General features: G+C 64.3%; 25 protein-coding genes and 1 tRNA gene. 3 read left to right on the top strand and 23 right to left on the bottom strand.

All coding sequences use genetic code 11. The features are described from left to right. Positions 1-5: 5 nt before the first annotated feature. From AC3WJU_RS07015 to AC3WJU_RS07125, 23 genes are all read right to left on the bottom strand, one after another. Positions 6-79: transfer RNA gene (locus AC3WJU_RS07015), tRNA-Leu, on the bottom strand. A gap of 42 nt (positions 80-121) precedes the next feature. Further along, complete coding sequence (locus AC3WJU_RS07020) at positions 122-1,042, bottom strand: N-acetyltransferase (protein WP_492259521.1); 921 nt, start codon at positions 1,040-1,042, stop codon at positions 122-124. 130 nt (positions 1,043-1,172) lie between these two features. Further along, the gene (locus AC3WJU_RS07025; RefSeq protein ID WP_492259522.1) at positions 1,173-2,618 is read right to left on the bottom strand and encodes an NAD(P)/FAD-dependent oxidoreductase; all 1,446 of its coding nucleotides are present in this window, start codon (positions 2,616-2,618) and stop codon (positions 1,173-1,175) included. A gap of 71 nt (positions 2,619-2,689) precedes the next feature. Beyond that, the gene (locus AC3WJU_RS07030) at positions 2,690-4,078 is read right to left on the bottom strand and encodes a S8 family serine peptidase (protein WP_307052667.1); all 1,389 of its coding nucleotides are present in this window, start codon (positions 4,076-4,078) and stop codon (positions 2,690-2,692) included. Positions 4,079-4,094: 16 nt separating this feature from the next. Continuing rightward, complete coding sequence (locus AC3WJU_RS07035; protein ID WP_332601540.1) at positions 4,095-5,060, bottom strand: Ppx/GppA phosphatase family protein; 966 nt, start codon at positions 5,058-5,060, stop codon at positions 4,095-4,097. Further along, complete coding sequence (locus AC3WJU_RS07040) at positions 5,057-5,761, bottom strand: DUF501 domain-containing protein (RefSeq protein WP_492259523.1); 705 nt, start codon at positions 5,759-5,761, stop codon at positions 5,057-5,059. Before AC3WJU_RS07040 ends, AC3WJU_RS07035 begins: the two co-directional genes overlap by 4 nt. A gap of 68 nt (positions 5,762-5,829) precedes the next feature. After that, positions 5,830-6,552, bottom strand: coding sequence for an FtsB family cell division protein (locus tag AC3WJU_RS07045; protein ID WP_307052670.1), 723 nt, complete (start codon positions 6,550-6,552; stop codon positions 5,830-5,832). 157 nt (positions 6,553-6,709) lie between these two features. After that, the gene (gene eno, locus AC3WJU_RS07050) at positions 6,710-7,990 is read right to left on the bottom strand and encodes a phosphopyruvate hydratase (protein ID WP_284990390.1); all 1,281 of its coding nucleotides are present in this window, start codon (positions 7,988-7,990) and stop codon (positions 6,710-6,712) included. Positions 7,991-8,083: 93 nt separating this feature from the next. After that, the gene (locus AC3WJU_RS07055; protein WP_492259534.1) at positions 8,084-8,722 is read right to left on the bottom strand and encodes a MazG nucleotide pyrophosphohydrolase domain-containing protein; all 639 of its coding nucleotides are present in this window, start codon (positions 8,720-8,722) and stop codon (positions 8,084-8,086) included. 88 nt (positions 8,723-8,810) lie between these two features. After that, entirely contained in the window at positions 8,811-9,965 is a 1,155-nt protein-coding gene (locus AC3WJU_RS07060) for an adenosine deaminase (protein WP_492259524.1), read from the bottom strand. 28 nt (positions 9,966-9,993) lie between these two features. Next, the gene (locus AC3WJU_RS07065; RefSeq protein WP_332601836.1) at positions 9,994-10,683 is read right to left on the bottom strand and encodes a DedA family protein; all 690 of its coding nucleotides are present in this window, start codon (positions 10,681-10,683) and stop codon (positions 9,994-9,996) included. Between the two features lie 233 nt (positions 10,684-10,916). Next, on the bottom strand, positions 10,917-11,567 hold the full coding sequence (locus AC3WJU_RS07070) for a DedA family protein (RefSeq protein ID WP_059387978.1): 651 nt from the start codon (positions 11,565-11,567) through the stop codon (positions 10,917-10,919). A 65-nt stretch (positions 11,568-11,632) separates the two neighbouring features. Beyond that, complete coding sequence (locus AC3WJU_RS07075; RefSeq protein WP_284990386.1) at positions 11,633-12,943, bottom strand: thymidine phosphorylase; 1,311 nt, start codon at positions 12,941-12,943, stop codon at positions 11,633-11,635. Next, positions 12,940-13,350, bottom strand: coding sequence for a cytidine deaminase (locus tag AC3WJU_RS07080; RefSeq protein ID WP_284990385.1), 411 nt, complete (start codon positions 13,348-13,350; stop codon positions 12,940-12,942). The genes AC3WJU_RS07075 and AC3WJU_RS07080 overlap by 4 nt, the downstream gene beginning before the upstream one ends. Before the next feature lie 2 nt (positions 13,351-13,352). Further along, on the bottom strand, positions 13,353-14,882 hold the full coding sequence (locus AC3WJU_RS07085; protein WP_441437666.1) for an ABC transporter permease: 1,530 nt from the start codon (positions 14,880-14,882) through the stop codon (positions 13,353-13,355). After that, positions 14,879-16,252 (bottom strand): ABC transporter permease, encoded by a 1,374-nt coding sequence (locus AC3WJU_RS07090; RefSeq protein WP_059387983.1) that lies wholly within the window; start codon positions 16,250-16,252, stop codon positions 14,879-14,881. Before AC3WJU_RS07090 ends, AC3WJU_RS07085 begins: the two co-directional genes overlap by 4 nt. Further along, positions 16,245-17,795, bottom strand: a complete 1,551-nt coding sequence (locus tag AC3WJU_RS07095) for an ABC transporter ATP-binding protein (RefSeq protein WP_492259525.1) — start codon at positions 17,793-17,795, stop codon at positions 16,245-16,247. The genes AC3WJU_RS07090 and AC3WJU_RS07095 overlap by 8 nt, the downstream gene beginning before the upstream one ends. A 163-nt stretch (positions 17,796-17,958) precedes the next feature. Further along, positions 17,959-19,065, bottom strand: a complete 1,107-nt coding sequence (locus AC3WJU_RS07100; protein WP_172465512.1) for a BMP family lipoprotein — start codon at positions 19,063-19,065, stop codon at positions 17,959-17,961. 328 nt (positions 19,066-19,393) lie between these two features. After that, entirely contained in the window at positions 19,394-20,413 is a 1,020-nt protein-coding gene (locus AC3WJU_RS07105; protein WP_284992003.1) for an NADP-dependent oxidoreductase, read from the bottom strand. Next, on the bottom strand, positions 20,410-20,841 hold the full coding sequence (locus tag AC3WJU_RS07110) for an organic hydroperoxide resistance protein (RefSeq protein WP_059387986.1): 432 nt from the start codon (positions 20,839-20,841) through the stop codon (positions 20,410-20,412). Before AC3WJU_RS07110 ends, AC3WJU_RS07105 begins: the two co-directional genes overlap by 4 nt. A gap of 46 nt (positions 20,842-20,887) precedes the next feature. Further along, complete coding sequence (locus AC3WJU_RS07115; RefSeq protein ID WP_284992005.1) at positions 20,888-21,322, bottom strand: MarR family winged helix-turn-helix transcriptional regulator; 435 nt, start codon at positions 21,320-21,322, stop codon at positions 20,888-20,890. A gap of 216 nt (positions 21,323-21,538) precedes the next feature. Beyond that, a complete protein-coding gene (locus AC3WJU_RS07120) occupies positions 21,539-22,738 on the bottom strand; it encodes an amidohydrolase (RefSeq protein WP_059387988.1) in 1,200 nt (399 codons plus the stop codon). 76 nt (positions 22,739-22,814) lie between these two features. After that, on the bottom strand, positions 22,815-23,948 hold the full coding sequence (locus tag AC3WJU_RS07125; RefSeq protein WP_059387989.1) for a mannose-1-phosphate guanylyltransferase: 1,134 nt from the start codon (positions 23,946-23,948) through the stop codon (positions 22,815-22,817). A gap of 238 nt (positions 23,949-24,186) precedes the next feature. Between AC3WJU_RS07125 and sdhC the strand changes: the two genes are divergently transcribed. The 3 genes from sdhC to sdhA all read left to right on the top strand — a co-directional run bounded on the left by sdhC (position 24,187) and on the right by sdhA (position 26,941). Beyond that, complete coding sequence (gene sdhC, locus AC3WJU_RS07130; protein WP_084784381.1) at positions 24,187-24,567, top strand: succinate dehydrogenase, cytochrome b556 subunit; 381 nt, start codon at positions 24,187-24,189, stop codon at positions 24,565-24,567. Between the two features lie 3 nt (positions 24,568-24,570). Next, positions 24,571-25,050, top strand: coding sequence for a succinate dehydrogenase hydrophobic membrane anchor subunit (locus AC3WJU_RS07135; protein WP_492259526.1), 480 nt, complete (start codon positions 24,571-24,573; stop codon positions 25,048-25,050). Positions 25,051-25,141: 91 nt separating this feature from the next. Continuing rightward, positions 25,142-26,941, top strand: a complete 1,800-nt coding sequence (gene sdhA / locus AC3WJU_RS07140; protein WP_306964665.1) for a succinate dehydrogenase flavoprotein subunit — start codon at positions 25,142-25,144, stop codon at positions 26,939-26,941. Position 26,942: the final 1 nt, after the last annotated feature.

Consider the following 26,942-nt stretch of genomic DNA (forward strand, 5'->3'; position numbering starts at 1 on the left):
ATGCGTGCCCCAGGTGGGACTCGAACCCACAACACGCGGATTTTAAGTCCGCTGCCTCTGCCAATTGGGCTACTGGGGCGCCCGGATAATGGTAACCCAGTGCACTCCCCTCTTTCGTCTCCTAGAGCCGTTCAAACGGCGCGGCATAACGGAAGGTTCCACTGACGCCGTCGGGCCATGCTTTGAGGGGCAACAGTTGGAAATGGTCTCCCCACCCGGCGTCGGGGGCCACCACGCCCAGCGTGCGCGCGGGCAGGAATCCAAAGCGCGGATAGTACTCGGGGCTGCCCAGCAGGGCGATGCCCGGTTCGCCCGCTTCGTCGGCCCGTCGAGCGGTTTCCCGCAAGAGGGCAGATCCGATGCCGCGCCGCTGCAGGTGCGGTTCGACGCTGATGGGGCCCAGCCCCAAAAGCCGGAGCTCCCCTATCCAGCCGCGGGTACTGATGACGTGGCCCACGATCTCACCGGCAATCTCGGCCACGATGCTGAACTCCGGCAGGTACTCATCGCACTCGAAGAGTTCACGCAGGAGCTTCACTTCGGCCGGGACCCCGTCGACGGGCAGCCCGGTGACCGGGCTGGTGGAAAAGGCGGCAGCCGTGAGCGCCAGCACGGACTCGCGGTCATCCTGCCGCTCCGTTCGCAGCACCACGCCCTGGCCCAGCAGCTTAAGGACTTCCATGGCGCGCCCGCGCTCGACGGATGGAACCAACAGGTGGTCGTGATGGAACCCTGCCAGGACATTGCAGCTGATACCGGCTGCCGTGAGAGCGGAACTGACGGCCGCTGTGAGCCCCACGGCGTCCAAGACAGAGTGGATTTGAAGAGTGATCCACGCCGCCACGAAATCGTAGGACAGTCCCAGGCGTCCGGCTTCTTCACGGCGCAGGACCACCGTGAGGCCTTCCGCTTCGCGGACAGCGGCTTCGATATCGCCCTCAAGCGCTTTGCCGTGCGGCCACAACGCGTACACGTAGTCGCCGTCCCGAAGGACGGGGTGCATGGATCCCAGGAGGGTCGTCAGATCGCTTTCGCCTGCCATGCTGCAAGTCTAGGACCCGCCGTCGCCGGCCATGCCTGCACCGCCGTCGCGGACGGGCCGCGAGTTAAACGACGACGGCGGCCGCTCCCGCGTGGGAACGACCGCCGTCGGCGGGACTGCTTGGGGTTCGCTACTTGGCGTCAGCCGTGACCGGAGCCTTGGCTTCGGCGGGCTCAGCGGCCGGCGCAGGTGCGGCGGCCGGCTTGGGAGCCGGGGTGGCCGCGGCCACGAAGGCTCCACGCGGGTTGTCGAGGTCCAGCAGCTGGGTGGTGTCGCGGCCCATCGTCATGCCCAGGATCCAGTTGAAGATCACGCGGACCTTGCGCTCACCGGTGGGGATGGCCAGGCCGTGGTAGGCGCGGTGGGCCAGCCAGGCGAGTCCACCCTTGAGGCCGATACGGCCCAGGATGTTGATGTTGGCAACGCCCTTCCATTCGCCGAAGCCGGCAACCGCACCGAGGTTCTTGTGCTTGTAGTCGCCCATGGGCTTGTCCCAGCGGGAGGCCCACAGGTTCTTGGCGAGGCGCTTGGCCTGGCGCAGCGCGTGCTGGGCGTTCGGAACGCAGGTGCCGTCCGGCAGGCCGCTGCCCGTGAGGTCCGGGACGGCAGCGATGTCGCCGGCCGCCCAGGCGTTGTCGATGATGCCTTCGTCGCCCGCGATGCGCAGGTCCGGGAGGACACGGACACGTCCGCGCGGCTCGAGCGGGAAGTCGGTGGAACGGATCATCGGGTTGGCCTGCACGCCTGCAGTCCACACGAGGGTGTCGGCTTCGAACTCCTGGGCAGGCGTCTTGTCCGGCAGGTTGATGAGCTTGAGGCTTCCCTCTGCGTTGTCGAGGGAGGTGTTGAGCAGGACCTCGATGCCGCGGCTGCGCAGGTGTTCGACAACCCACTCTGCCTGGGCTGCGGTGACCTCGGGCATGATGCGGCCCATGGCTTCGACGAGAACGAAGCGGACCTCTTCCTGGCGGATGCGCGCGTTGTTCTTGACGGCAGCGCGGGCGAGGTCTTCCATCTCGGTGATGCACTCGATACCTGCGAAACCGCCACCCACGACCACGAAGGTCAGGGCCTTGGCGCGTTCGGCGGCGTCCGTCATGGTGGAGGCAACCTCGATGCGCTCAAGGACCTTGTTGCGCAGGGCGACCGCTTCTTCGATGGTCTTCAGGCCAATGCCTTCGTCAGCGAGGCCCTTGATGGGGAACGTCCGGGTGATGGCGCCGGCGGCAACCACGACGTCGAAGTACGGGATCTCGAAAGGCACTCCACCGTCGGCCGGAGCAACAACGGCGGTGCGGTTCTTGTGGTCGATGCTGGTGACGCGGCCCTGGATGAGTTCCGTCTGCTTGAGGTGCTGGCGGTGCGAGACGACGGCGTGGCGTGCCTCGATGTTGCCGCCGGCCACTTCGGGGAGGAAGGGCTGGTAGGTCATGTAGGGAAGGGGATCAACGACGGTGACGATGCCGCCGGCGTTCGCGATCTTCTTCTGCAGCTTGAGTGCTACGTACAGGCCGACGTATCCGCCGCCGACAACGAGAACACGGGGACGGTCAATGAGCTCAGGGGTGGTTGCCATAAGAATAGAGTACAGCACCTTGTGAAAATCTTCACTAACTATTTCCCGACGCTACGGATCGGCGCCGGAGGCTATTTCGGGGGGCTCGGATCCACGACGTCCACCACGCCGGTCGAGGTCTCGTCGGGCAGTTCCGGGGAGGTCCGGTAGGCGCGCCTCAATTGGACGGTGGCGCCCGCGACGATCGCCACGAAAAGCGAACCAAAGCCGATGACCACCGCGGCCGGAACCGCAGTGTCGGACTGCGATGGCGCCTTGGCCGCGGGAACTGTGGGATCCGCCAAGGTGGCCGCGGGAATGCTTGGTTTCGACGTTGACGGAGGCGTCGGGCTGCTGAGGTCGCCACGTCGATGGACCCGGATCCAGTCCGCAATGGATCCCACGGGATTGCTCGCTACCTCGGGTACATCGGCTTTCAGGGCCGCCTCGGCATTGAGGATGCCGTAGCCATAGATGGGGTCCTTGCCGGGCGCGCCTGCATCCTCGGCCGTCGACACAATCCTGTTGATGACCTGCTTGGCGCTCATATCAGGCCATTTCGAGCGGATAAGTGCCGCGACGCCGGAGACAATCGGCGCGGAGCCGGACGTGCCGGCCCAATCTTCATAGCTCCCACCGGGCAGTCCGCCCACCAGCTTCTCCGCGGGCGCCGAGACGCCGATGCTGATTCCCTGCGAAGAAGCGTCGACGCTGGCCGTACGGTTCCGGTCGAGTCCCGCCACGGTCAGTACACCCGGAATCGTGGCCGGCGCGCCCACCTGGACGTTTCCGCCGATCCGGTTGCCCGCCGCAGCCACGATCACCACGTCCTTTTGTTCGGCATAGAGGAACGCCGCATCCCAGCTTTGGGGCCAATCAGGCGAGGTGCTGCCGAGGGAAATGTTGATGACCTTGGCGCCGTTGTCCACCGCCCATCGGACAGCTTCGGGAATCTGTTCCTGGTCCGTCTTGCCCGCCGGATTCGGCGAACCGAGCCAGGCGGAAACGGAGAGGATCTGGGCCTCGGGCGCGACGCCGACGATTCCGTCCGGACCGACGCCGGAACCGGGCGAAGGGGACGGCCCCGGCGACGGAGACGCCGATGGGCTGGCCGGAGCGTGTCCACGCCCTGCCAGCAGCGTGGCGACGAGGGTCCCGTGCTCAGGCTTGGCCCCGATGCTTTTCTGTCCGTTGGGGTCGCCCGCACCGGAAGCGTCGGTTCCTCCGACCACCGCGCCGTTGAGGTCGGGGTGTTGCCCGTCCACTCCGCTGTCGATGATGGCCACTTTCACCCCGGCGCCCTTTGATACCTGCCAGGCGGCGGAAATGCCGTACTCGTTGAGCCAGTATTCCTTGTCCCGCCAAGAGTCGGCGAACGCCGAAGGGGCAGTGAGCAGGGCCCCTGCAAGGCTTCCCCCGGCCAGCATGGCCGCCAGCGCGGCCGATGCTGTCCGGCGGCGCCAGCCGTGTGGCAACGTCATCAGCGAATACCCACTCTTACCGAGTACTCGGCATGCTCAGAATACTCAGCGCGATGCCGTCGAGGATGTCATGTTCGCTGGAGGTAGCCGCAGTGATGGAGCCCTCTCCGAGCTCAGCCAAGCGTTGGAGGATGCGGCGCCAAACAAGGGCTCCGGCACCGATGACGTCGACGCGTCCGGGGTGCATGTAGGGTAGCCGGGCACGTTCCTCGCGGCTCATTTCCAACAAACTTGTGGCCGCGTCGCTGATGGTCTCCAGGTCCAGGCTGGCACCGTGGATGAGTGCGGGATCGTACTCGTCCAGGCCCAACGCGTGCGCGGTGATGGTGGTGACGGTACCGGCTACGCCCACGACGGCGGTGGCCCGGTCCAGCGGGACCGTGCGGGCCACCAGGTCCATGGCCGCGTCGACGTCGGCTTCCGCGGCGGCGATCTGCTCCGGCGTCGGAGGGTCGCTGCGAAGGTGCCGCTCGGTCAGCCGCACGCAGCCGATGTCGACGGATTTGGCGGCAATGACGCCGTCGGAGTCTCCGAGGACGAATTCGGTGCTTCCACCGCCAAGGTCCACCACAAGCACAGGGTCCTTGCCGCGCGAAGGCAGCACGCTGCTTGCGCCGGCGAAGGACAGCGAGGCTTCTTCGTCACCGGAGATGACCTCGGGTTCGACGCCCAGCAGCCCCCGTATCCCGTCAACAAAGACGTCCCGGTTACGGGCGTCCCGGCTGGCAGAGGTCGCCACGAAACGGATGCCCCGGGCTCCGTGATGGCGGATCAGCTCGGCGTAGTCGGCGGTCGCCGCAAAGGTGCGCTCAAGCGCCTCAGGGGCGAGTTCGCCGGTGGCGTCAACCCCTTGGCCGAGGCGCACCACGCGCATCTCGCGGACAACGTCCCGCAAGGGAGACCCGGAGTCCGTGCCGTTGGAATCCGCGATCAGGAGGCGAATCGAATTGGTCCCGCAGTCAATCGCAGCTACGCGGTTCATACGTTGAGCCCCCCTGCGGATGGTTCCCCTGATGGCTCTGTCGCGTGGGAGGACTTGGATTTGCGGACGGGGGCGGGACGGCCCACGATGTCCGGCAGGCCCTGCGGTCCGTGGCGGCTGAGGTCCTTGGACGGGGCCTCCCCCGCACTGTCCCATGCGCCGTCGCAATAGCAGCGGTCCGCGGTCCACCATTCGCTAATCGCCGTGATGGCCTCGTCGCCGAGCGGATTGACGCCGGGACCGGCGGCCAGGGAGTGGCCGACCAGCACGTGCAGGCACTTGACGCGGGTAGGCATGCCGCCGGCCGAGACCCCTGCGATTTCCGGAATGTCTCCCGTGCCGGCACGTCCGGCAATCTCGTCACGCGCCTGGAGATAGGCTTCGTGGGCGCTCCTGTAAGCCGCAGCCAAAGGCTCGTCCGCGGTGAGCCGTTCGTTCATCTCATTCATGAGCCCGCCGGCTTCCAGCCGCGACACGGCGGCGGTGATGACGGGGTGCGTCAAGTAGAACGTCGTGGGAAACGGGGTGCCATTGCTCAAGCGCGGAGCGGTTGCAGCGACCAGCGGGTTGCCGCAGACGCAGCGCGCCGGGATTTCGACGACGTCGCGCACCGGCCGTCCGAGCTGGCGGCTGAGGATTTCGAGATCGTGTGCTGATGGCTTGCGGGACTCCTGCGATGCAGGTGCCGAGTTGTCTTCCACTGGCGCTGCCATCCTTCCTGCCCTTTTTGGCCGCGCCCATCAGGGCGCGACGGCGGCGGGCACCGCGTCTAGTCTGTTGCCGAGCGCCTGATGGATTCCCACAGGCCGTCCACCCATGGCAGGTTGGACGGGCTTCCGGAAGCTCCTGAACTGGTGCTCCCACCCGGTGTGCCAGCGGGAACGTCTCCACCAAACACCCAGTAGCCAGCTTCACCCGGCATAACCATGTTAATGCGGTCCCGGGCTTGTTGTTTCACGTAGTTGGGGTCCTGCCACCGCGTGATCTGCTTCTGGAGGCTGGCCTGCTCGGCCTGTTTACTGGCAATGTCGGCTTCCAGGCCGGAGATTTCGGCCTTTTTCTCCAACCAGATCTTCACTGTGGGAGCGAGCATGATAGTGATCGCTATCATCACCACAGCGAGGGCAAGCATACGGCCGGAGAACGCCTTCGCGGGCACAGGGCGCGCGCCGTGGTCCTTGTCGGAGTGCGAGGATCCGGCACCGGACGCCTTGCTGGATGCCTTGCCGACAACCGGGGTGTTTCCCGAACGTCCCGGTTTCGCAACACCACCAACCTTGGACCCGGAAGGGGCTTTGCTTTGGGTGCCGCCTTCGGCTTTGGCATTGGACGGCGTCCTGGACCCTGCATGAACCGGTGCCTCTTGCTGGGCGGCGGATGCCTTGCGGGACTCGCCGAAGTCGGCACGGATGACATGGCCGCCGTCGGGGTTCTTTTGGGGCGAGCGGCCGAGGGCATCTGCCCGGGGGACCTTGGGGCGGCGGGTGGCCATGACACTCCTGTAATGCCTGGTGCTTGCCTGGCGGGTTGCTGCGCGTTGCGTTCCTCACGGAGCCTGCGGTTTGCCGAAGTGCTCGCACATTTCGTTAAACAGAACCGGTGGCTATGGTCTTTCCACCATAGCCACCGGTCAGCTGTTTCAGCGGATACTAGCCCTTGAAACGCGGGAAAGCGCTGCGGCCGGCGTAGCGGGCGGCGTCGTCGAGTTCTTCTTCGATGCGCAGCAGCTGGTTGTACTTGGCGACGCGCTCGGAGCGGGCCGGGGCACCGGTCTTGATCTGGCCCGCGTTGGTGGCAACGGCGATGTCAGCAATGGTGGTGTCCTCGGTTTCGCCGGAGCGGTGCGAGGTGATGGTGGTGTAACCGGAGCGCTGGGCCAGGGAAACGGCGTCCAGGGTTTCCGTCAGGGAACCGATCTGGTTGACCTTGACGAGCAGGGAGTTGGCCGTGGCGGAGTCGATGCCCTGCTGCAGGCGGATCGGGTTCGTGACGAAGAGGTCGTCGCCAACCAGCTGGACCTTGTCACCGATGGTGTCGGTAAGGGTCTTCCAGCCTTCCCAGTCATTTTCGTCCAGCGGGTCCTCGATCGAGACCAGCGGGTAATCGGCAACGAGTTCGGCATAGTAGGCGCTCATCTCGGTGGCTGAGAGTGCCTTGCCTTCGAACTGGTAGGCGCCGTCCTTGTAGAACTCGGAGGAGGCGACGTCCAGCGCGAGGGCGATGTCCTTGCCCGGGGTGTAGCCGGCGTTCTTGATGGCTTCCTGGATCAGGTCCAGTGCGGCACGGTTGGACGGCAGGTTCGGAGCGAAGCCGCCTTCGTCGCCGAGGCCGGTGGAGAGGCCTTTGGCCTGCAGGACCGCCTTGAGGTTGTGGTAGACCTCAACGCCCCAGCGCAGGCCTTCGGAGAAGGTCTCGGCGCCGATCGGGGCGATCATGAATTCCTGGATGTCGACGTCCGAGTCGGCGTGGGAGCCACCGTTGAGGATGTTCATCAGCGGGACGGGCAGGACGTGGGCGTTCGGGCCGCCCAGGTACTTGTACAGGGGCAGGTCCGCGGAGGCGGCGGCCGCGTTTGCCACGGCGAGGGAAACGCCGAGGATGGCGTTCGCGCCGAGCTTGCCCTTGTTCGGGGTGCCGTCGAGGTCGATCATGGCCTGGTCGATGCTGCGCTGGTCCGTGGCGTCGAAGCCGATCAGGGCCGGGGCGATTTCGTCGATGACCGCGTCAACGGCCTTCTGGACGCCCTTGCCGAGGTAACGGCCCTTGTCGCCGTCGCGCAGTTCGACGGCTTCGTGCTCGCCGGTGGAAGCACCGGAGGGAACTGCCGCGCGGCCGATCTGGCCATCGGAAAGCAGAACTTCAACTTCTACTGTCGGGTTTCCGCGGGAATCAAGGATCTCGCGGGCGTGGATGGCATCGATAAGCGCCATGGACTGCTCCTTATGGTGAAGCGATTTACTGGGAATCTTGAGGGAAATTCTCGACGTCCTCGTCGCCACTAGCCTAGTCGAGACCGGCCAAGGTTACGGAACAGCGTCGGAACCCTCACGTTTTGTGGCTTCGCCGTCGCGGCCCTGGTATCGGCGGACGGCACCGCGCAGGGCCCGTTCAGCGTCGAAGCCCTTCTCCCGCGAGCCCGCGACGACGGCGAGCAGCAAGTCTCCAAGCGCAGCTTCGGAGTCGGGAACCTCCACCGCCGCGACTGGACGGCCGCCGCGTTCAGGACTGCCCGAGCGCTCTGAGCGGGCTGCGCGGTCAAGCGACTTTTGCGCCAAGGCGAGGGCGGGAAGGTGCGGTGGAATGCCTTCGAAGGGATCCGAACGCCCGGGCTTCTCGGCCTTCTTCACGGCGTCCCACTTTTCGACGATCTCCTCCACGGTGGCCGGGAAGGAATCCTGCAAGGACCCGTCCGGTTTGAACACGTGGGGATTGCGCCGCACCATCTTGTCCGTGATGGCGCGCGCGACGTCGTCGAAGGTGAATTGTCCTTGCTCCTCGGCGAGCCGGGCGTGCAGCACCACTTGGAGCAGCACGTCGCCCAGCTCGCCGCGGAGTTCGTCGGATGTATCGGAACCGGACGCGCCGGCCTCGATCGAATCGACAACCTCATACGCTTCCTCGATCAGGTACTCGACCAAGGACTCGTGGGTCAGCGCCCCCATCCAAGGACAGTGCTCGCGCAAAGAGGCAATCGTCCCCAGCAGCTCCACGACAGGACTTTCAGGAGAACTGGCGCCCGAAGGAGTTTGTTCAGCCAAGGTTGGCGTAGGCGTCGTTGATGTACTCCACCAACGCTTCTTTTTCGTCCAACGGCAGGAACGACGACTCGGCGGCGTTGAGGGTCAGTTCGAGGAGGTCATCGAGATCGTAGTCGAAGGTCTCCACGAGAAGCTCGAACTCGTCCGTGAGCGTCACACCGCTCATAAGGCGGTTGTCCGTGTTGATCGTGACGTTGAAGCCCAACTGGTAGAGCATGTCCAGCGGGTGGTTCTCGATGCCTTCGCCGAAGTTCGCGATCGCGCCGGTCTGCAGGTTGGAGGAAGGGCAGATTTCCAGCGCGATTCCACGGTCACGGACCCAGCCTGCCACTTCACCCAAGGTGACCATGCCGACGGTGTCCTCGGCGTCGTCGTCGGCTTCTTCGCCCTCGGCGTCTTCGAACTCAACGGTGATGTCCTCCGCGATGCGCACGCCGTGACCCAATCTCAGGGCGCGGCCGTCCACAAGGGCGGACTGGATGCTTTCCAGGCCCGCGGCTTCGCCGGCGTGGACCGTGGCCGGGAAGTTGTGCTCGGCCAGGTAGGTGAACGCGTCCTTGAAGCGGGAAGGCAGGAAACCGTCTTCGGCTCCGGCGATGTCAAAGCCGACAGCTCCGTTGTAGCGGTGGCGCACTGCGAGCTCGGCAATCTCCTGGCCGTGGTCCGCGTGGCGCATCGCCGTGATGAGCTGGCCCACCTGGATCTGGCGGCCTGACTCCTCAACGGCGTCGACGCCGGCGTCGAGCCCTTCCTGGACAGCGTCCACAACCTCGTCCAGGGTGAGGCCCTTCTGCAGGTGCTGCTCAGGTGCCCAACGGATCTCGCCGTACACGACGCCGTCGTCAGCCAGGTCTTCGACGAATTCCTTGGCGACGCGCGCCAGGCCTTCCTTGGTCTGCATGACGGCAATCGTGTGGTCAAAGGTTTCGAGGTAGCGGACCAAAGAACCGGAGTCTGCGGACTCACGGAACCACTGGCCCAGCGCTACGGGATCCGTGGAAGGCAGGGTGTGGCCGACGGCCTCCGCCAGCTCGATGATGGTGGCCGGGCGCAGTCCCCCGTCCAGATGGTCGTGAAGGGAAACTTTCGGCAGGCTCTTCAGGTCGAAGTCAAGGGCAGGGGCGGCATCAACAATAGGCTCAGTCACGTCTCAACTCTAGGGGGACGGAAGAAGCTTAGCCAGCAGGGTTTGAGCGGTCGACGCCGGCCGTCGCGTTAACCGCGGTTCCCGCGTCTGCTGCGGCTGCTTCCGCGGAGGCCGCTTCCTTCTTCTCGCCGTCTTTCTTTTCGAGATGCTTGTGCCACCAACGCAGGCTGTGGTCCACGATGACGCCGAGTACCACGGCGAATGCCACTGCAATCCCCACGCCGAGGAGCGGGTTGTTGTGCACCCAGTGGCCGGCCAGCGATCCAATGCCGATCGAATAGCCTACCCAGGTGAGGCAGGCGAAGGCGTCCAGGAAGAAGAAGGTCTTGTGGCGGAAGCCGGTCTGTCCGGCGACGTAGTTCACCGCCACCCGGCCCCAGGGGATATACCGGGCGGTGAAGATCAGCACGGCGCCGCGCTTGTCCAACTCGTAGTGCGCCCACGCGAACATCTTCTGGACCTTCGGCTTGCGCATCCATTTCCAGCGGTCCAGGCCGATCTTGCGGCCCAGCATATAGGCCATGTTGTCGCCGGCCATGGCCCCGACAAGCGCGGTGGCGCCAAGGAGCCACAGGTTGGGCTCACCCCGGTGCATCGCAAGGGCCGAGAGCCCGACGATCGCGGTCTCACTGGGAAGGATCGTGGCAAAGCCGTCGATGAAAAAGAAAACCAGGAGCACCGGGTAGATCCACGGTTGCCCGGCGGCATGCTCGAGCATGTGGTTCATGAAGTCCACGCAGGCATTGCTCCTCAAAGAAAGTCACACGGTCGCGTGACATAGATCGCTATCCAGTGTCCCACGGCCCGGGCGTCGTTCGCTACGCCCCGGCCGGGTGGAACACAATTTAAGGCTAGCTCGAAAGTCGAAATGGAAGCATCCCCCCATGGAGGGATCTTCCGGTGCCAGGCACGTCATACCAAGGGAGGAGATGGCTCCCCCTGCCGTGCCTGCTACACGACCGATTCCTCTTCGGGCTCCCCGGTTTCTTCGTCCTCTACGGTGGCGGGCGTGGCCCCGCGGACTTTGCTGATGATCCGGTCCACGATGATTCCCAGGATGACGGCAGCGACGATCGCGATGACCGCCCCGAGCAGGTGGTTGTGCTCGAACCATTGGCCGAAGAACACACCGATGGCCACCGAATAACTGGCCCACAGGACGGCGGACATAGCCGTGAGCGCCACAAACATGCCGTGCGGGAAGTGGGTTGCTCCGGCTGTGAGGTTGACGGCCACCCGGCCGATGGGGATGAACCGGGCCACCATGATCAGTGATGCGGCCCGCCGTCGTAGTTCCCTCCCGGCCCAGCGGAAGGCACCCTGCATCCTTTGGGAACGCATCCACCGCCATCGGCGTACACCTACTTTGCGGCCAATCAAGTAGGCGATGTTGTCACCTGTGAAGGCCCCAAGGGCTCCCACCAGGATCAGCAGCCACGTGTTGGGCATCCCTGCGGTCACGGAGACTGCCGCGAGTCCCACCACCATCGACTCGCTGGGAATGGGCGGGAAGAAACCGTCGATCACGCAGCAGGCAAAAACCAGGAGCAAGACCCAAGGCTGCCCGGCCGCGGCGAGGATGAAGTCGTTGATGGCTTGCACGGTCTTCCTAACGAATGGCCGCAGGGAATGTCTCCCGGGCATTCCGGAATGCCCGGGAGATCAGCCTAGGAGATCCGGTCGATGATGAGCCGTTGCGCCGGCCGTGAGCCTTCCGGCGCGATGAGCACAGCCCCGTCCAAGGCTTCCTTGGCCCTGTCGAACTTTTCCGGGGTGTCGGTGAGGAGGGTCATGAGTGGCTCCCCCGCCCGGACCAAGGCGCCCGGTTTGGCGTGCATCCGCACCCCTGCGCCGGCCTGGACGATGTCTTCCTTCCGGGCGCGTCCAGCGCCGAGGCGCCACGCAGCCACGCCCACCGCCAAGGCGTCGAGCTCCACCAGGACGCCGTCGGCCGGAGCCGGGATGACCTCGGATTCCCTGGCCACGGGCAGGGCCGCGCGCGGATCGCCGCCCTGGGCTTCGATCATGCGGTTCCAGACATCCATCGCGCGGCCATCCTTGAGGGCGGCCGCGGGATCGGCGTCGTGCACTCCGGCGCAGGCGAGCATCTCTTCGGCGAGCCTGACGGTCAGCTCGACGACGTCTTCCGGACCGCCGCCCGCGAGCACCTCCACCGATTCCTCCACCTCGATGGCATTGCCCGCGGTCAGGCCCAGCGGGGTCCCCATGTTGGTCAGGAGCGCCACTGTGTTGACGCCCGCATCCTTGCCCAGGGCCACCATGGTTTCGGCCAGCTCCCGGGCACGGGCTTCGTCCTTCATGAATGCCCCGGAACCCACCTTCACGTCGAGCACCAGGGAGCCGGTGCCTTCGGCGATCTTCTTGCTCATGATGGACGAGGCAATCAGGGGAATGGCTTCCACGGTGCCCGTGACGTCGCGCAGGGCATAGAGCTTCTTGTCCGCCGGAGCCAAACCCGTGCCCGCGGCGCAAATGACCGCACCCACGTCCTGCAGCTGGGCCAGGATTTCCTCGTTGCTCAGGTTCGCCCGCCATCCGGGGATCGCCTCGAGCTTGTCGAGCGTGCCACCCGTGTGGCCCAGTCCCCTCCCGGAAAGCTGGGGAACCGCCACCCCGAAGACCGCCACCAACGGCGCCAGCGGAAGGGTGATTTTGTCCCCGACACCCCCGGTGGAGTGTTTGTCCGTGGTGGCTTTCACGCCGCCGTCGGGACGCCGGAGGCTGGAGAAGTCCATCCGCTCGCCCGAGGCGATCATCGCCTCGGTCCAGCGCGAGATCTCGGCACGGTCCATCCCGTTGAGCAGGATCGCCATGTTCAGGGCTGCCATTTGCTCGTCGGCAATGACGCCGCGGGTGTAGGCATCGATGGTCCAGTCGATCTGCTCCGGGCTTAGGGTTCCTTTGTCCCGCTTGATGCTGATGATCTGTACGGCATCAAAAGCTTCAGTCTGTGTCACCGGTTCTCCTCCAGGTTGTCGGGACCGAAGGCATCTGGCAGCACTTGGTCCATGGTCTTGATGCCCTGCGTTGTCATGAGTTGCATGCCGGGTGCCCGGAATTCATACAGCAATTGCCTGCAACGGCCGCACGGCATGAGGACATTGCCTTTGCCGTCGACGCAATAGAACGCCCGCAATCTGCCGCCGCCACCCATGTGGAGGTCCCCCACCAGGGCGCACTCGGCGCACAGCGTGAGTCCATAGCTGGCGTTCTCGACATTGCATCCGCTGACGATCCGCCCGTCCTCGGTGAGGGCAGCCGCCCCCACCGGGAACTTCGAATACGGAGCGTAGGCCTTCCCCATGGCGGCGACCGCGGCGGCTTCGAGGGCCGCCCAGTCCACCTCGGTACCCTTGAGCGCCACGGTCAGCCCTTGACGTACGGTATGCCGCTCGCCGCCGGCGGCCGGGACCTGCCCACCAATCCAGCGACGGCGAAGACCGTCAAGGCGTAAGGCAACATGGCCATGAACTGGCTCGGCACAGGCGATCCGATGATGGTGATGACGCTCTGCAGATTGTCCGCGAAGCCGAACAGCAACGCCGCCAGGAAGGCGCCGATCGGGTTCCAGCGCCCGAAGATCAATGCCGCCAAGGCGATATACCCACGGCCACCGGACATGTCCTTGCTGAACGCATCCACGGATACGAGCGTGAAGAACGAGCCGCCAATGCCCGCGATCGCACCGCCCATGAGCACGTTCCAGAATCGGGTCCGGTTGACGTTGATGCCCACGGTGTCGGCCGCCTGCGGATGCTCGCCGACGGCCCGCACGCGCAGCCCCCACTTCGTGTGGAAGAGGCCGAGGTAAACGACGATCACTGCGATGTACATCAAATAGCCCACGAGGGACTGGTGGAACAGGATGGGGCCGATGATGGGGATATCGGACAGGAAGGGAATGTCCACCGGAGGCAAGCGCCCCGGCTTGTTGAGTCCATCCGGGTCCGCCGTCAGCAGCGTCGAAAAGAGGAAGCTCGTCAGTCCGCTGATGAGGACGTTGAGCACGACGCCGACGATGATCTGGTTGACGAGGTACTTGATGCTGACCACGGCCAGGACCAAGGAGACAAGCGTTCCGGCGACGGCCGCCGCGACCAGCCCGGCGTAGACGTTGTGCGTCACCGTGGCAACGACGGCTGCGGAGAATGCTCCCAGCAGGAGCTGGCCCTCAATGGCAATGTTGACCACGCCGACGCGTTCGCACAGGACGCCGGAAAGGGATCCGAAGACCAGCGGCACGGCCAAGGTGACGGATCCTGCGATCAGTCCGGCGAGGGAGATCGACGGCTCATCGCCATTTCCGCCAGCCACGATCCAGACCATGAACCCGATGAGGAACACGGCGGCAAAGGTGCCGCCCACCCAGCGGGGTACGGCCCTCTTCGCCTGGGTGAGGTACACCGTGTAGCCCGCTAGGCCCAGGAGAATCACGGCGGCGATCCAGCCGATGGCCGCGGAAGGGAGCGTGACCTTTGAAACCTTTGCCACGCCGAGCGCGGCGAGGCCGAGGACCACGACGGCGGCGACGGTGGAGGCGGGCAGCCAACCGGGTACCGTGCCGGAAACTGACGCGCGGCCTGAACCCGACGCGCGGCCTGAACGACGGCGGACGAACCACAGATATCCGAGTCCAGCCGAAAGCAGAAGGGCCAGGACGAACGTGACCAAAGCGGCGACACTTGAGGCCGCTTCATTGGCCGCCTCGGCAATGCCGAAGCCTGCCGATTTCGAATTGGACATGAAACCGAACAGCACGGTTCCCAGGATTGCGAGGAGGGACAATCCGATGCCGGCCTTCCAGCTCACCAGCTCCGTGGCGCCCGTCTTTCCCGGGCTCGCCGGCGCGTTGCCGGCGGGTGTGCCACCGCCGGGCTGAGTTGTTGTGGTGCTCATGCTGTTGCAGCTCCGCTCTCGATTTTTCCGGAGGGGATGGTTCCGGAGCCGGGGCCGCCGGTGGCCTTCTTCTTTTTGCGCGGGTTCAGTCCGAAGATCGCGCGCACGAGCGGCGGTGCCGCAATGAACAGGACGATCAAGGACTGGATGACCAGGACGATGTCGATGGGGGTCTGGGTTTCGGCCTGCATCGCGACGCCTCCTGCGCGGAACGCGCCGAACAGGAGCCCGGCGAAGAAGGTTCCCCACGGCGTCGAACGTCCGAGCAATGCGACCGTAATGGCATCGAAGCCAATGGAAGCCGCGACGCCCCCCGAGAGGTATTTCTCCGTCCCGGATACCTGCGCAATGCCGGCCAGGCCTGCAAGCGCACCCGCAATCGCCATCACCAGGATCACGGCGCGGGGAACGTTGATTCCAGCGGTGCGTGCCGCGCTCTGGTTGGCGCCCACGGCCCGGAATTCAAAGCCGAGCGTGGAGCGCTTCAGGAGCCACCAGACGAATACCGTTGCCAGCACTGCCAAGAGGAATCCGGCATGGAGCCTGAACTGGGGTCCGAGCAACTCCGGAAACAGTGCCGATTGGTCCAGGAAGGGCGAGATCGGGTTGGTGGAGCCCTTGCGCTGGAAAGCGGGAGTGGTCAACAGGAACAGGAGCAGGAAGTTGGCGATGTAGTTCAGCATGATGGTCACGATGACCTCATGGGCACCGGTCCGGGCCTTGAGGAGGCCGACGACGCCGCCCCACACCGCGCCGCCGATGAAACCGGCAACGATGACAAGAAGCAGGTGAACCAGGAAAGGCAAGTGCCAGGTGAATCCCACGTAGGCGCCGAACAGGGCACCGAAGATGATCTGGCCTTGCGCACCGATATTGAACAGCCCGGCACGGAAGGCCAGGGCCACGCCGAGTCCAGCCAGGATCAGGGGGGTGGACACCGTCAGGGTCTCAGTGATCGGGTACAGCTGGGCTGCGGCGTCGGCCCCGGCCCAGTTGAATATGGCGCCCTGGACCAACGCCACGTAGGGCCTGAAGACCTCGGTAAGCATGTCCCCCGGCTGCGCGAAGAAGTAACCTGCTGTCTCGGCGACTTTGGGGTTGGTCACGGCCATCAGGATTCCGCCGAGCACAATCGCGAGGAGCACGGACAACACCGAGACCATGGCGTTTCCGGTCACGATCTGCCGGAAGACCGAACCACCGGCGGCGTGCGGGATCTGTCCGCCCTGGCTGGTAGCCGGGATGACTGACGGGGCCATTGCGCCGTCGGCCGTGTCCAGCGCGACATCCAGGACGACCTCGTCGTCCAGAGTCTCCGGGCGCTCAGGCTCGGCCTCGTTTTCCTGTCGAGGGGTATTGGACTCAGACATGGGTTCCTCCCTCGAGGGTCTTGTGCGCAGTCAGTTCTGCCTCATGTTCCGGAACGCCGGCCATCATCAAGCCCAGCACATCGCGGGACGTACCGGCCGGAACAATCCCGACCAGCTTTCCCCGGTAGAGGACGGCGATCCTGTCAGCGAGTTCGAGCACTTCATCGAGCTCGGTGGACACGATCATCACGGGAGTTCCGTTGTCCCGTTCGGCAATGACCCGCTTGTGCACGAATTCGATGGAGCCGACGTCGAGCCCTCGGGTGGGCTGCGATGCGATGAAGAGCCTCAACGGCCTGGAGAGCTCCCGGGCCAGGACCACCTTTTGCTGGTTGCCTCCGGAGAGCGTACCCACGGCGACATCGATCGACGGCGTCCGCACATCGAACTCCTCGACCTTCTTCTCCGCGTGCGAAGCAATCAAGGCCGGTTTCATGCCGATGCCTTGGGCGAAAGGCGCCTTGTCGTAAAGGTCCAGGATCATGTTCTCGGAAATGGAGAACGTTCCCACCAGGCCGTCGATCTTGCGGTCCTCAGGGACGAACCCGACGCCGGCGGACAAGACCTGCTTGACGCTCTTGCCGAGAAGTTCCACGCCGTCGAGGACGATGGACCCGGTGACGTGCTGCTGGACGCCGAGGATGGCTTCCGTGAGCTCCGTCTGGCCGTTGCCCTGGACACCGGCGATAGCGAGCACTTCACCCTTGGCGATGTCGAAGCTCAGCCCGTCCACGACGTGCTGGCCATTGTGGTCCACAACCGTAAGGTCCCGGACCTTGAAAGTCGCTTCACCCGGTTGGGCGGGTTTCTTTTCCAGGGTCAGGCTGACCGCACGGCCAACCATCGCCGAGGCGAGTTCCGTCGGGGACGCCGAAGGATCGGCCGAGCCCACCACTTTCCCCCGCCGGATCACCGTGATGATGTCCGAAATTTCCTTGACCTCACGCAATTTGTGCGAAATGAAGACAATTGACTTTCCGGCTGCTTTGAGCTGGCGGATGATGTCCAGGAGCTCATCGGTTTCCTGCGGAGTGAGAACCGCGGTCGGTTCATCGAGAATCAGGACTTCGGCGTCGCGCACGAGTGCCTTGATGATCTCGACCCGCTGCTGGACGCCCACGGGCAGGTCTTCCACGAGGGCATCGGGGTCGACATGGAACCCGTATTGCTTGGAAATCTCGGAGATTCTCCGGCGGGTTTCATCCAAGTTCAGGAAACCGGCTGCCCTGGTGGCTTCGTTTCCCAACGCGACGTTTTCGGCGACGGTGAATACCGGAATCAGCATGAAGTGCTGGTGGACCATTCCGATCCCGGCCGCCATGGCATCGCCGGGACCCTTGAAAACGACCGGCTTGCCGTCGACCAGGATTTCGCCGTCGCTGGGGTCGTAGAGTCCGTAAAGGACATTCATCAGGGTGGATTTACCGGCACCGTTTTCGCCCAGGAGGCAATGGACTTGGCCGGGTTCAACCACCAGATCGATGTGGTCATTGGCTACAAGGGACCCGAAGCGTTTCGTGATCCCTTTCAGTTCGAGTTTCAAAACTCCAACCCATCTATAAAGGATGGCTCCTCGTCATCACCGTGCTCCCAGCATAGTGCTCGGCAAAGGAGTGTCGAAGAGCAAATTGAAGGCAACGCAGAACGCGCTGCCCTTCTGCCAAAACTCGGCTGAAGGGCAGCGCGATGCGGTTTAGCCCGGATTTTTACTTGGGGCTGGACTTCGATTCGACCTTGACTGCGCCGGAGATGATGTCCTTCTTCAACTGGTCAAGATCGCTCTTCATGTCTGCCGGAACAGCGGAGTCGAGATCGTGGAACGGGGCAAGCGCCACGCCCCCGTTGTCGAGGGTGCCGACATACGGGCTGGGGTCGAACTTGCCTTCCTTGTCGGCCTTGATGACCGTCTCCACGGCCGTCGCCATGGTTTTCTGGACCGACGTCAGGATGACCGACTTGTAGGCGGGTGCGGTCAGGTAGCCGTCCGAGTCGACCCAGATCAGCTTTGCGTCCGTGCCCTTTGCCTTGGCGTCAAGGATCGCGCTTCCGGCGCCCGCTCCAACAGGTCCAGCGACGGGAAGGACCACGTCCGCCCCCTGGTCAAGGAATCCCTGGGTGAGGACCTTGCCCTTGTCGACCTGCTTGAAGTCGCCGACGAACGTTCCGTCCTGCTTGTCCTTGTCCCAGCCAAGCAGCTGGACGGACTTGCCCTTCTTCTGGTTGTAGTACTTCACGCCGTCAGAGAAGCCATCCATGAAGATGCTCACGGTGGGGATGTTGAGGCCACCGAAGGTCGCAACCTTGCCCGTTTTGGACGTGCCGGCGGCGAGGTACCCGGCCAGGAACGCGGCCTGGGCAGTGTTATAGACAATCGGCTTGACGTTCTTCGGGAAGGTGGGGTCCGAGTAGTCGATGATGGCGAAGTGGCTGTTGGGGTTCGCCGTCGCGATGTTCTTCGTGGCGTCGCCAAGCAGGAAGCCGACCGTAACCGTCAGCTTGCAGCCTTGTTGGACCATGGAACGAAGGTTGGGGTCGTAGTCCGTGTCGGCCTTGGACTGGACGTGCTTCTCCTGGATGCTCAGGTCCTTGGCTGCTGCCTGAAGGCCCTCGAAGCCTGACTGGTTGAACGACTTGTCATCGAAGCCGCCGGAGTCGGACACCATGCATGCGGTGTAGTCCGACTTGGTGGCGCTGCCCGAGCTCGAAGCAGACGGTGCGCTACCGCAGCCTGCCAGCAAAAGTGCAGCGGCGCCCGCAGTTGCGACGCCCGCAAATGAACCGCGCTTTAGTGTGGCACGCAGTGATTGCTTCAATTTTCCTCCAGGAAGAAAGTGATTGATGCTACGACAGTTGGTCAATGAGTGTCCGTTTCGAAAACTCGAGTCTGAAATTCTGTTTTCACTGATGCTTCGCAGCACTGCGCCTGGGGCGCACTGATGGCACAACTTTAGTGGGATTGAACACACCCGGGTAACACAAAAGCCCAACAACCCGAAGATTGTTGAGCTTTTGTTACCAAGCAGTAGCGGAACTCCCAGCGAACGGTCCTAGGATGCCCGTTCCCAAGCGCGCGAACTGGCAGCAGATGACCCAAAAATCGCGTTTTGCGGGCATCTGCCGCCAGTTCGCGCCGGGAATCCCTCAGTGCAGCCGGACCAGCATCTTGCCGGTATTGGCCCCATCCAGGAGGTCGATGAAGGCCTTCGGCGCGTTTTCCAGTCCGTCAACGATCGTCTCGTCGTAGCGGACCGTTCCATCGGCCAGCCATCCGGCCATCTTCCCGGCGAACTCCGCGGCGTGCTGGCGCTGGCCGCCCACGAGGAAGCCACGCAGGGTCAATTGCTTTCCGATGGCCAAGGCCAGGTTCCGCGGGCCCGGCGTGGGCTCTGTGGAGTTGTACTGCGAAATGGCACCGCACATTGCCACCCGGCCACCCACCGTGAGGACCGCGAGGGCAGCCTCGAGGTGTTCGCCGCCCACGTTGTCGAAGTAGACATCAATGCCGCGCTCCCCCGCTGCTTCACGGAGTTGCTTCGCCACCGGACCGTCGTGGTAGTCGAACGCCGCGTCGAAGCCGAGTTCCAGCAAACGCGCCACCTTCTCCGGGGAACCGGCGCTGCCGATCACCTTGGAGGCCCCCATGGCCTTGGCGACCTGCCCGACAATCGAACCAACCGCGCCGGCGGCACCGGAAACGAAGACCACGTCCCCGGCTTTGAACTCGGCCACTTTGAGCAGTCCGGCATACGCCGTCAGGCCCGTCATGCCCAGCGCCCCGAGGAACGCCGAGGTCGGCGCCAGTCCGGCCGGGACCGGCGTCGCGCTTGCCGCATCCACCACCGAATATTCGCGCCAGCCGAGCTGGTGCACGACGACGTCACCCACCTTGAGCGCCTCGGAACGGGACGCGATCACCTCGCCCACCGCACCGCCGTCGAGCGCTGCGTCGAGCCGGAAGGGCGCCGAATAGGACTTTGTGTCATTCATGCGGCCGCGCATGTAGGGATCGACCGACATGAACTCGTTGCGGACCAGGATCTGACCGTCCTGCAGCTCCGGCAGATCGGTCTCTGCCAGCCGGAAGTTCTCCTGGACGGGGCGTCCCTGCGGGCGGGACGCCAGCTGGATTTCGCGGGTGCTCGTGGGAACGGCGGCGCTCATGCGGCCACCTCCACAAGCTTGATGTCGACGGCGATGTTCCCGCGGGTCGCGTTGGAGTAGGGGCAGATCTGGTGGGCCTTGGCCACGAGCTGCTCGGCGGTTTCGCGGTCCAGGGCAGGCAGGGCGATCTCAAGCTCCGCGGCGAGGCCGTATCCCTCGCTGCCCTCCAAGGCACCGAAATGGATCTTGGCGGCCACGGCGGAATCAGTCAGATCCACCCGGGCCTTGCGTCCCACCAGCCTGAGTGCCGAGTGGAAGCATGCCGCGTATCCGGCGGCGAAGAGCTGCTCGGGGTTGGTGCCCTGGCCGTTTCCGCCCAGTTCCACCGGGCTGGCGAGGGTGACGTCCAGCTTGCCGTCATTGGTGCGTGCGTTGCCTTCGCGGCCTTCACCGGAGGCAAGCGCCTCTGCTACGTACAAAGTCTTCACTGTGGTTCCTTTTCCTTCGATGGGATGGAGGTGCTGGGGTGGACGATCAGATGGCTGAATGGAGGGCGGCGGTAAGCCGGCCCAGGGTGTCGTGAAGCTGCGCGAGCTCGGCTGCGCTCAAGCCGGCGGCGTCGGCGAGCCGTTGCGGAACAGCCCCCGCCCGGGCACTCAGGGCCCGCCCGGCGTCGCTCAGGTGGATCTCGACGCGACGCTCGTCCTCTACTGAACGCCGGCGCTCCACGAGGCCCATGGCTTCAAGCCTCTTGAGCAGCGGAGACAGGGTGCCCGAGTCGAGCCCCAGCTCGGTACCCAGTTCCCGGACGCTTCGAGGCTCGTTCTCCCAGAGCACCAGCATCACGAGGTACTGCGGATACGTCAGTCCAAGCTCGTCCAGCACCGGCCGGTAGACCGCAGTGGCCGCCTTCGAAGCGGAATACAGCGCGAAACAGACCTGGCGGTCGAGGCGGGGGGCTTCACTCATGGGAATAACGATAGCTCACAATTAAATTGTGCACAACCCAATTGCTTCGGGCGACGCCCGCTCACAAACAAGCCGTCCCCCGGCAACGCCCGCTCACAAACAAGCCCAAACGAAAGGATCCTCCTGCAGATAATCCGCAGGAGGATCCCCGGCCTTTAAACCAAGAGTGAGCGAGCGTCCGGCCAAAACCCGGCATAAGTGAGCGAGCGTCGAGGTTCAGAGATCCCGGATGGTTCGCAGCGCGGCGGCGGCAAGGACTTGGATTGCGAAGCCGAGGGCACGCTCGTCCACAATGAAGTCACCGCGGTGGAGATCGTATTCCTCGCCGCCGGGTGTGTGGGTTCCGAGCCGCATCATGGCACCCGGCAGGTCGGCCAGGAACCAGGCGAAGTCCTCGCCACCCATGGACTGCGGCGTCAGGACGACGGCGTGCTCGCCGAGTTCCGCACGGGCAGCGGCCTCGATGATGGCAGTTTCGTGTTCCGAGTTGACCACGGGAGGGACGCCGCGGGTGTGCTCAAGGTGCACGTCCACCCCGTACGGCGCGGCAACTTGCTGGACGACGTCGTCGAGCAACTCCCCTGCGCTGTGCCAGGCGTCCCTGTCGAGGCAACGCATGGTGCCGGCCATGTAGCCGTTGGCGGGGATGGCGTTGGGTGCCGAACCTGCCGCGATCTGGCCCCACACCACCGAAACGCCGCTGCGCACATCGACCCGACGGGACAGGACGGCCGGCACGTTGACGGCGATTTGGGCCAGCGCGAAGACCAGGTCTTCGGTCAAATGCGGACGGGAAGTATGGCCGCCACGTCCCGTCAATTCGATTTTGATGGTGTCCGACGCCGAGGTGATGGCGCCGATGCGCGTGCCGATCTTGCCGACGTTGATACGCGGATCGCAGTGCAGCGCAAGAATACGCGGAACGCCTTGGAGCACGCCCTGCTCGATGCAGGACAACGCACCGCCGGGCATGGTTTCTTCTGCCGGCTGGAAGATGATGCGCACCGTTCCGCCCAAGGGGGATTCCTGGTGCATGGCGTGCAGCACCAGGGCAATGCCAAGCATGCTCGTGGTGTGGACGTCATGCCCGCACGCGTGGGTGACGCCATGGTTCTTCGACGCGAACGGAAGCCCGGTCTCCTCGATGATGGGGAGGGCGTCGATGTCTCCGCGCAGGGCCGTGGCGATGGGCCCGTCGCCGACGTCGACCGTCAGCCCCGAGCCTTCCAGCCGGCGGGGTTCAAGTCCCGCCGCCTCGAGCCGTTCAACCAGCTTGTCCGTAGTGCGAAATTCCTTGAAGGAAAGTTCGGGGTGCGCATGCAGGTCCCTCCGGAATTCAAGGAGTTCCGGCAAGAGATCGTCAAGCCATGGCTTCACCACAGGGGTCGGCTCGGTTTCGGTAGTGAAATTGCGCACCTCACAACTCTAGCCATCCACACCCCCCGAATAGCGAAAGGGGTCTCTTGGTTACGGGCAGCGCCGCAAGAGGGCACTATAGAACGTCGGTGTCTCCACTTGCCTTGAGCGCGTCCACCGCACCCTTGACCCGCTGGGCGTGCTCCTTCGTGGTGACAAGCAGCGCGTCCGGCGTATCGACGATCACGACGTCCTTGATCCCGATAAGGGCGATCACACGCTTCGTATCGGAGACAACCACGCCGCTGGCGTTCTCCGTGAAGACGCGGGCGCCTTCACCGAGGACCGTCACCTCATCGACGTCGCCGGCATTGTTGAGGCGGCCGATCGCGGCGAAGTCTCCGACGTCGTCCCAGCGGAAAGTACCGGGCACGACGGCGACATCCCCCGCCGCCGCGGCGGGTTCGGCCACGGCGTAGTCAATGGCGATCTTCGGCAGCGTGGGCCACACCCGAGCGGTCACTTCATCGCGTTCCGGCGTGTCCCAGGCGTCGGCAATCTCCTGCAGCCCGGCAAACAGGACCGGTTGGTTTGCCTCCAGGTGCTTGAGCATGAGAGCGACGGGCGCGACGAACATGCCGGCATTCCAGACGTAGTCGCCAGTCTCGAGGTACTTCTTGGCAATGTCCTCACTCGGCTTCTCGACGAACTCGACCACGGCGTGCGCATTCGGCGCGTCGTCGATATTGAGCAAGTCCCCGGTGCGGATGTAACCGAACCCGGTCGAGGGGTGCGTGGGCTTGATGCCGATGGTGACGATTTTTCCGGCAGCCGCAGTGTGGATAGCCTCGCGCACAGTTTCCTGGAAAAGGTGGTCCGGGCTGATGACGTGGTCGGCGGCGAAGGAACCCATGATGGTGTCGGGGTCGCGACGGTGCAGGATGGCGGCGGCGAGGCCAATCGCCGCTCCCGAGTCCTTCGGTTCGCTTTCGAGGACCAACTCGTTTTCGCCCACTTCTGGAAGCTGGCGGCAGACGGCAACCCGGTGCGCCACACCCGTAACCACCAGAACCCGGTTGCCGGCCAACGGTTCGAGACGGTCGTACGTAGCCCGCAGGAGGGTGCTGCCCGAACCCGTGAGGTCGTGGAGGAACTTGGGCGCGGCAGCACGCGAAAGCGGCCACAGGCGCGTGCCCACTCCGCCGGCCGGAATAACCGCATGGAAGTGGCGCAATGGCGATTCGAGGCTTGCAGCGTTTTCTATACTCACCGCAACACCTTATCCGACACCCGCTCAAGTCCCGCTTTGTGGTCTTCGTCTCACCATCGTGGCGAAAACGCCGGAATTCAGGCGAAACCCCGCGCTCTCGTTACAAGAAGGGGTGCCTAAATTGAATAAGCTGTGAGCGAAGCCTAGATTTAGGCTGAGCTACGAGTGCTCTCGCAGCTGGCGTTTCCCCCGCATGGATCCCGTGCCAGCGCCGCTGTGTTGCAGGAAGGTTTATTCAGTGCCGACAAAACCAGCTGGCACCTTGTACCGCGGCCGTGAAGGCATGTGGTCCTGGGTTGGACACCGCATTACCGGTGTTGTGATCTTTTTCTTCTTGTTGGTCCATGTGCTGGACACCTCACTGGTGCGTGTGTCCCCGGAGGCCTACACGGCCGTTATCGGCGCCTACAAGAACCCCCTCATGGCCCTGGGCGAAACGGGCCTCGTCGCAGCGATCGTTTTCCACGCCTTCAATGGCCTGCGCGTTATCGCCATTGACTTCTGGAAGAAGGGCGCGAAATACCAGCGCCAGATGCTGTGGACCGTCCTGGTATTGTGGCTGGTCACCTTCGGGGCCTTCGCCATCCGCCACCTGTCCCTCGCACTGGGAGGCCACTAAGCCATGAGTACTGACATTCAAAGCCCGCGCAGTGGAAAAATCGGCAGTGGGAAGATTGCTCCGCAGTACCGTCGCGGCACCGGTTCCAAGGGGAACTTCGAGATGCTCGCGTGGCTGTTCATGCGGCTCTCCGGCGTCGTGCTCGTGGTTCTGATCTTCGGCCACCTTTTCGTGAACCTCATGGTGGGCGAAGGCGTCCACGGCATCGACTTCGGCTTCGTGGCCGGCAAGTGGGCCGACCCGTTCTGGCAGTTCTGGGACCTGGCCATGCTGTGGCTCGCCATGCTGCACGGCACCAACGGCGTCCGCACCATCATCAACGACTACGCCGAGAAGGACGCCACGCGCCTTTGGCTCAAGGTAGTCCTTTACGCGGCCACGGTCGTCATCGTCGTTCTTGGCACACTGGTGATCTTCACGTTCAACCCGTGCCCCGTCGTCAACGGCGTTCAGCTGCCCGGCGGGTTCTGCCCGGCGCCGTAGCGCTCCGCTGCACCACCGGCTTGTCCGGCTGTGCACAACACGCGGAGCAGGCTCCGCCGACCATCTGACTTAGAGAGAAAGAGCATCTGGTATGCAGGTCCATAAGTACGACGTCGTTATTGTCGGTGCCGGCGGCGCCGGCATGCGCGCCGCGATCGAATCCGGTCAGCGCGCACGCACCGCAGTACTGACCAAGCTCTACCCCACCCGTTCCCACACCGGCGCAGCCCAGGGCGGCATGTGTGCAGCCCTGGCCAACGTCGAAGAGGACAACTGGGAGTGGCACACGTTCGACACCATCAAGGGTGGCGACTACCTGGTTGACCAGGACGCAGCCGAGGTCATGGCGAAGGAAGCCATCGACGCCGTGCTGGACCTGGAGAAGATGGGCTTGCCGTTCAATCGCACGCCCGAAGGCCGCATTGACCAGCGCCGTTTCGGTGGCCACACCCGTGACCACGGCAAGGCTCCGGTCCGCCGCGCCTGCTATGCAGCAGACCGCACGGGCCACATGATCCTGCAGACGCTGTACCAAAACTGCGTCAAGCACAACGTCGAGTTCTACAACGAGTACTACGTCCTGGACCTGCTGACCGTCGAGGAAGACGCCGTCCGCGAAGACGGGACGCCGTACAAGCAGAAGCGCGTTGCCGGCGTCGTGTCCTACGACCTCGCCTCCGGCGAATTGCACGTTTTCCAGGCCAAGTCCGTGGTGTTCGCCTCGGGCGGCGCGGGCAAGGTTTTCAAGACCACCTCCAACGCCCACACCCTGACCGGTGACGGCATGGGCATCGCGTTCCGCCGCGGAATCCCGCTGGAGGACATGGAGTTCTTCCAGTTCCACCCGACCGGTCTTGCCGGCTTGGGCATCCTCCTCTCGGAAGCTGCCCGCGGCGAAGGCGCGATCCTGCGTAACTCCGAGGGTGAGCGTTTCATGGAACGCTACGCTCCCACTATCAAGGACCTCGCTCCCCGCGACATCGTGGCCCGCTCCATGGCAAACGAAGTGCGTGAAGGACGCGGGTGCGGCCCGAACAAGGACTACGTCCTCCTGGACCTGACCCACCTCGAGCCGGCCCACATCGACGCGAAGCTCCCGGACATCACCGAATTCGCCCGCACCTACCTCGGTGTCGAGCCGTACACTGAACCGGTTCCCGTGTTCCCGACGGCGCACTACGCCATGGGCGGCATCCCCACGAACATCACCACCGAGGTCCTGCAGGACAACGACACGATCGTTCCGGGCCTGTACGCAGCCGGCGAAGTGGCTTGTGTTTCCGTGCACGGCTCCAACCGCCTGGGTACCAACTCCCTGCTGGACATCAACGTCTTTGGCAAGCGTGCGGGCATTGCTGCGGCCGAATACGCCAAGACCGCTGACTTCGTGGAGCTCCCGGAAGACCCGGAGGCATACACGCTGGATCTGCTGAACCACGTCCGCACTTCCGACGGCGGCGAGAGGGTTGCCGCGATCCGCAAGGAACTGCAGGACACCATGGACGCCAACATGCAGGTGTTCCGTACGGCGGACACCCTGAACCAGGTGCTCAAGGACATCGCGGCCCTCGAAGAGCGGTACCAGCGCATCAGCGTCCAGGACAAGGGAAAGCGCTTCAACCTTGACCTGCTCGAAGCGGTGGAACTGGGCTTCCTGCTGGAACTGGCCAAGGTCATGACAGTTGCGGCCCTGCACCGCGAGGAGTCCCGTGGAGGCCACTTCCGGGAGGACTTCCCGGAGCGCGACGACGAGAAATTCATGAAGCACTCCATGGCGTATAAGGATGAGCACGCTCCGGCGGACGGATCTGCGGAAGCAATCGCGGGCATCCGCCTCGGCACCAAGCCTGTTGTCTTTACGCGCTACGAGCCGATGGTGAGGAAATACTAAG

The organism is Arthrobacter sp. FW306-1B-F12A (assembly GCF_058781865.1).

Excerpts from the sequence above, each read along its gene's own strand:
- AC3WJU_RS07020 (WP_492259521.1), bottom strand. The coding sequence starts at position 1,042 with ATGGCAGGCGAAAGCGATCTGACGACCCTCCTGGGATCCATGCACCCC.
- AC3WJU_RS07025 (WP_492259522.1), bottom strand. The coding sequence starts at position 2,618 with ATGGCAACCACCCCTGAGCTCATTGACCGTCCCCGTGTTCTCGTTGTC.
- AC3WJU_RS07030 (WP_307052667.1), bottom strand. The coding sequence starts at position 4,078 with ATGACGTTGCCACACGGCTGGCGCCGCCGGACAGCATCGGCCGCGCTG.
- AC3WJU_RS07035 (WP_332601540.1), bottom strand. The coding sequence starts at position 5,060 with ATGAACCGCGTAGCTGCGATTGACTGCGGGACCAATTCGATTCGCCTC.
- AC3WJU_RS07045 (WP_307052670.1), bottom strand. The coding sequence starts at position 6,552 with ATGGCCACCCGCCGCCCCAAGGTCCCCCGGGCAGATGCCCTCGGCCGC.
- eno (WP_284990390.1), bottom strand. The coding sequence starts at position 7,990 with ATGGCGCTTATCGATGCCATCCACGCCCGCGAGATCCTTGATTCCCGC.
- AC3WJU_RS07055 (WP_492259534.1), bottom strand. The coding sequence starts at position 8,722 with ATGGGGGCGCTGACCCACGAGTCCTTGGTCGAGTACCTGATCGAGGAA.
- AC3WJU_RS07065 (WP_332601836.1), bottom strand. The coding sequence starts at position 10,683 with ATGCTCGAGCATGCCGCCGGGCAACCGTGGATCTACCCGGTGCTCCTG.
- AC3WJU_RS07085 (WP_441437666.1), bottom strand. The coding sequence starts at position 14,882 with ATGAGCACCACAACAACTCAGCCCGGCGGTGGCACACCCGCCGGCAAC.
- AC3WJU_RS07090 (WP_059387983.1), bottom strand. The coding sequence starts at position 16,252 with ATGTCTGAGTCCAATACCCCTCGACAGGAAAACGAGGCCGAGCCTGAG.
- AC3WJU_RS07105 (WP_284992003.1), bottom strand. The coding sequence starts at position 20,413 with ATGAGCGCCGCCGTTCCCACGAGCACCCGCGAAATCCAGCTGGCGTCC.
- AC3WJU_RS07115 (WP_284992005.1), bottom strand. The coding sequence starts at position 21,322 with ATGAGTGAAGCCCCCCGCCTCGACCGCCAGGTCTGTTTCGCGCTGTAT.
- AC3WJU_RS07135 (WP_492259526.1), top strand. The coding sequence starts at position 24,571 with ATGAGTACTGACATTCAAAGCCCGCGCAGTGGAAAAATCGGCAGTGGG.
- sdhA (WP_306964665.1), top strand. The coding sequence starts at position 25,142 with ATGCAGGTCCATAAGTACGACGTCGTTATTGTCGGTGCCGGCGGCGCC.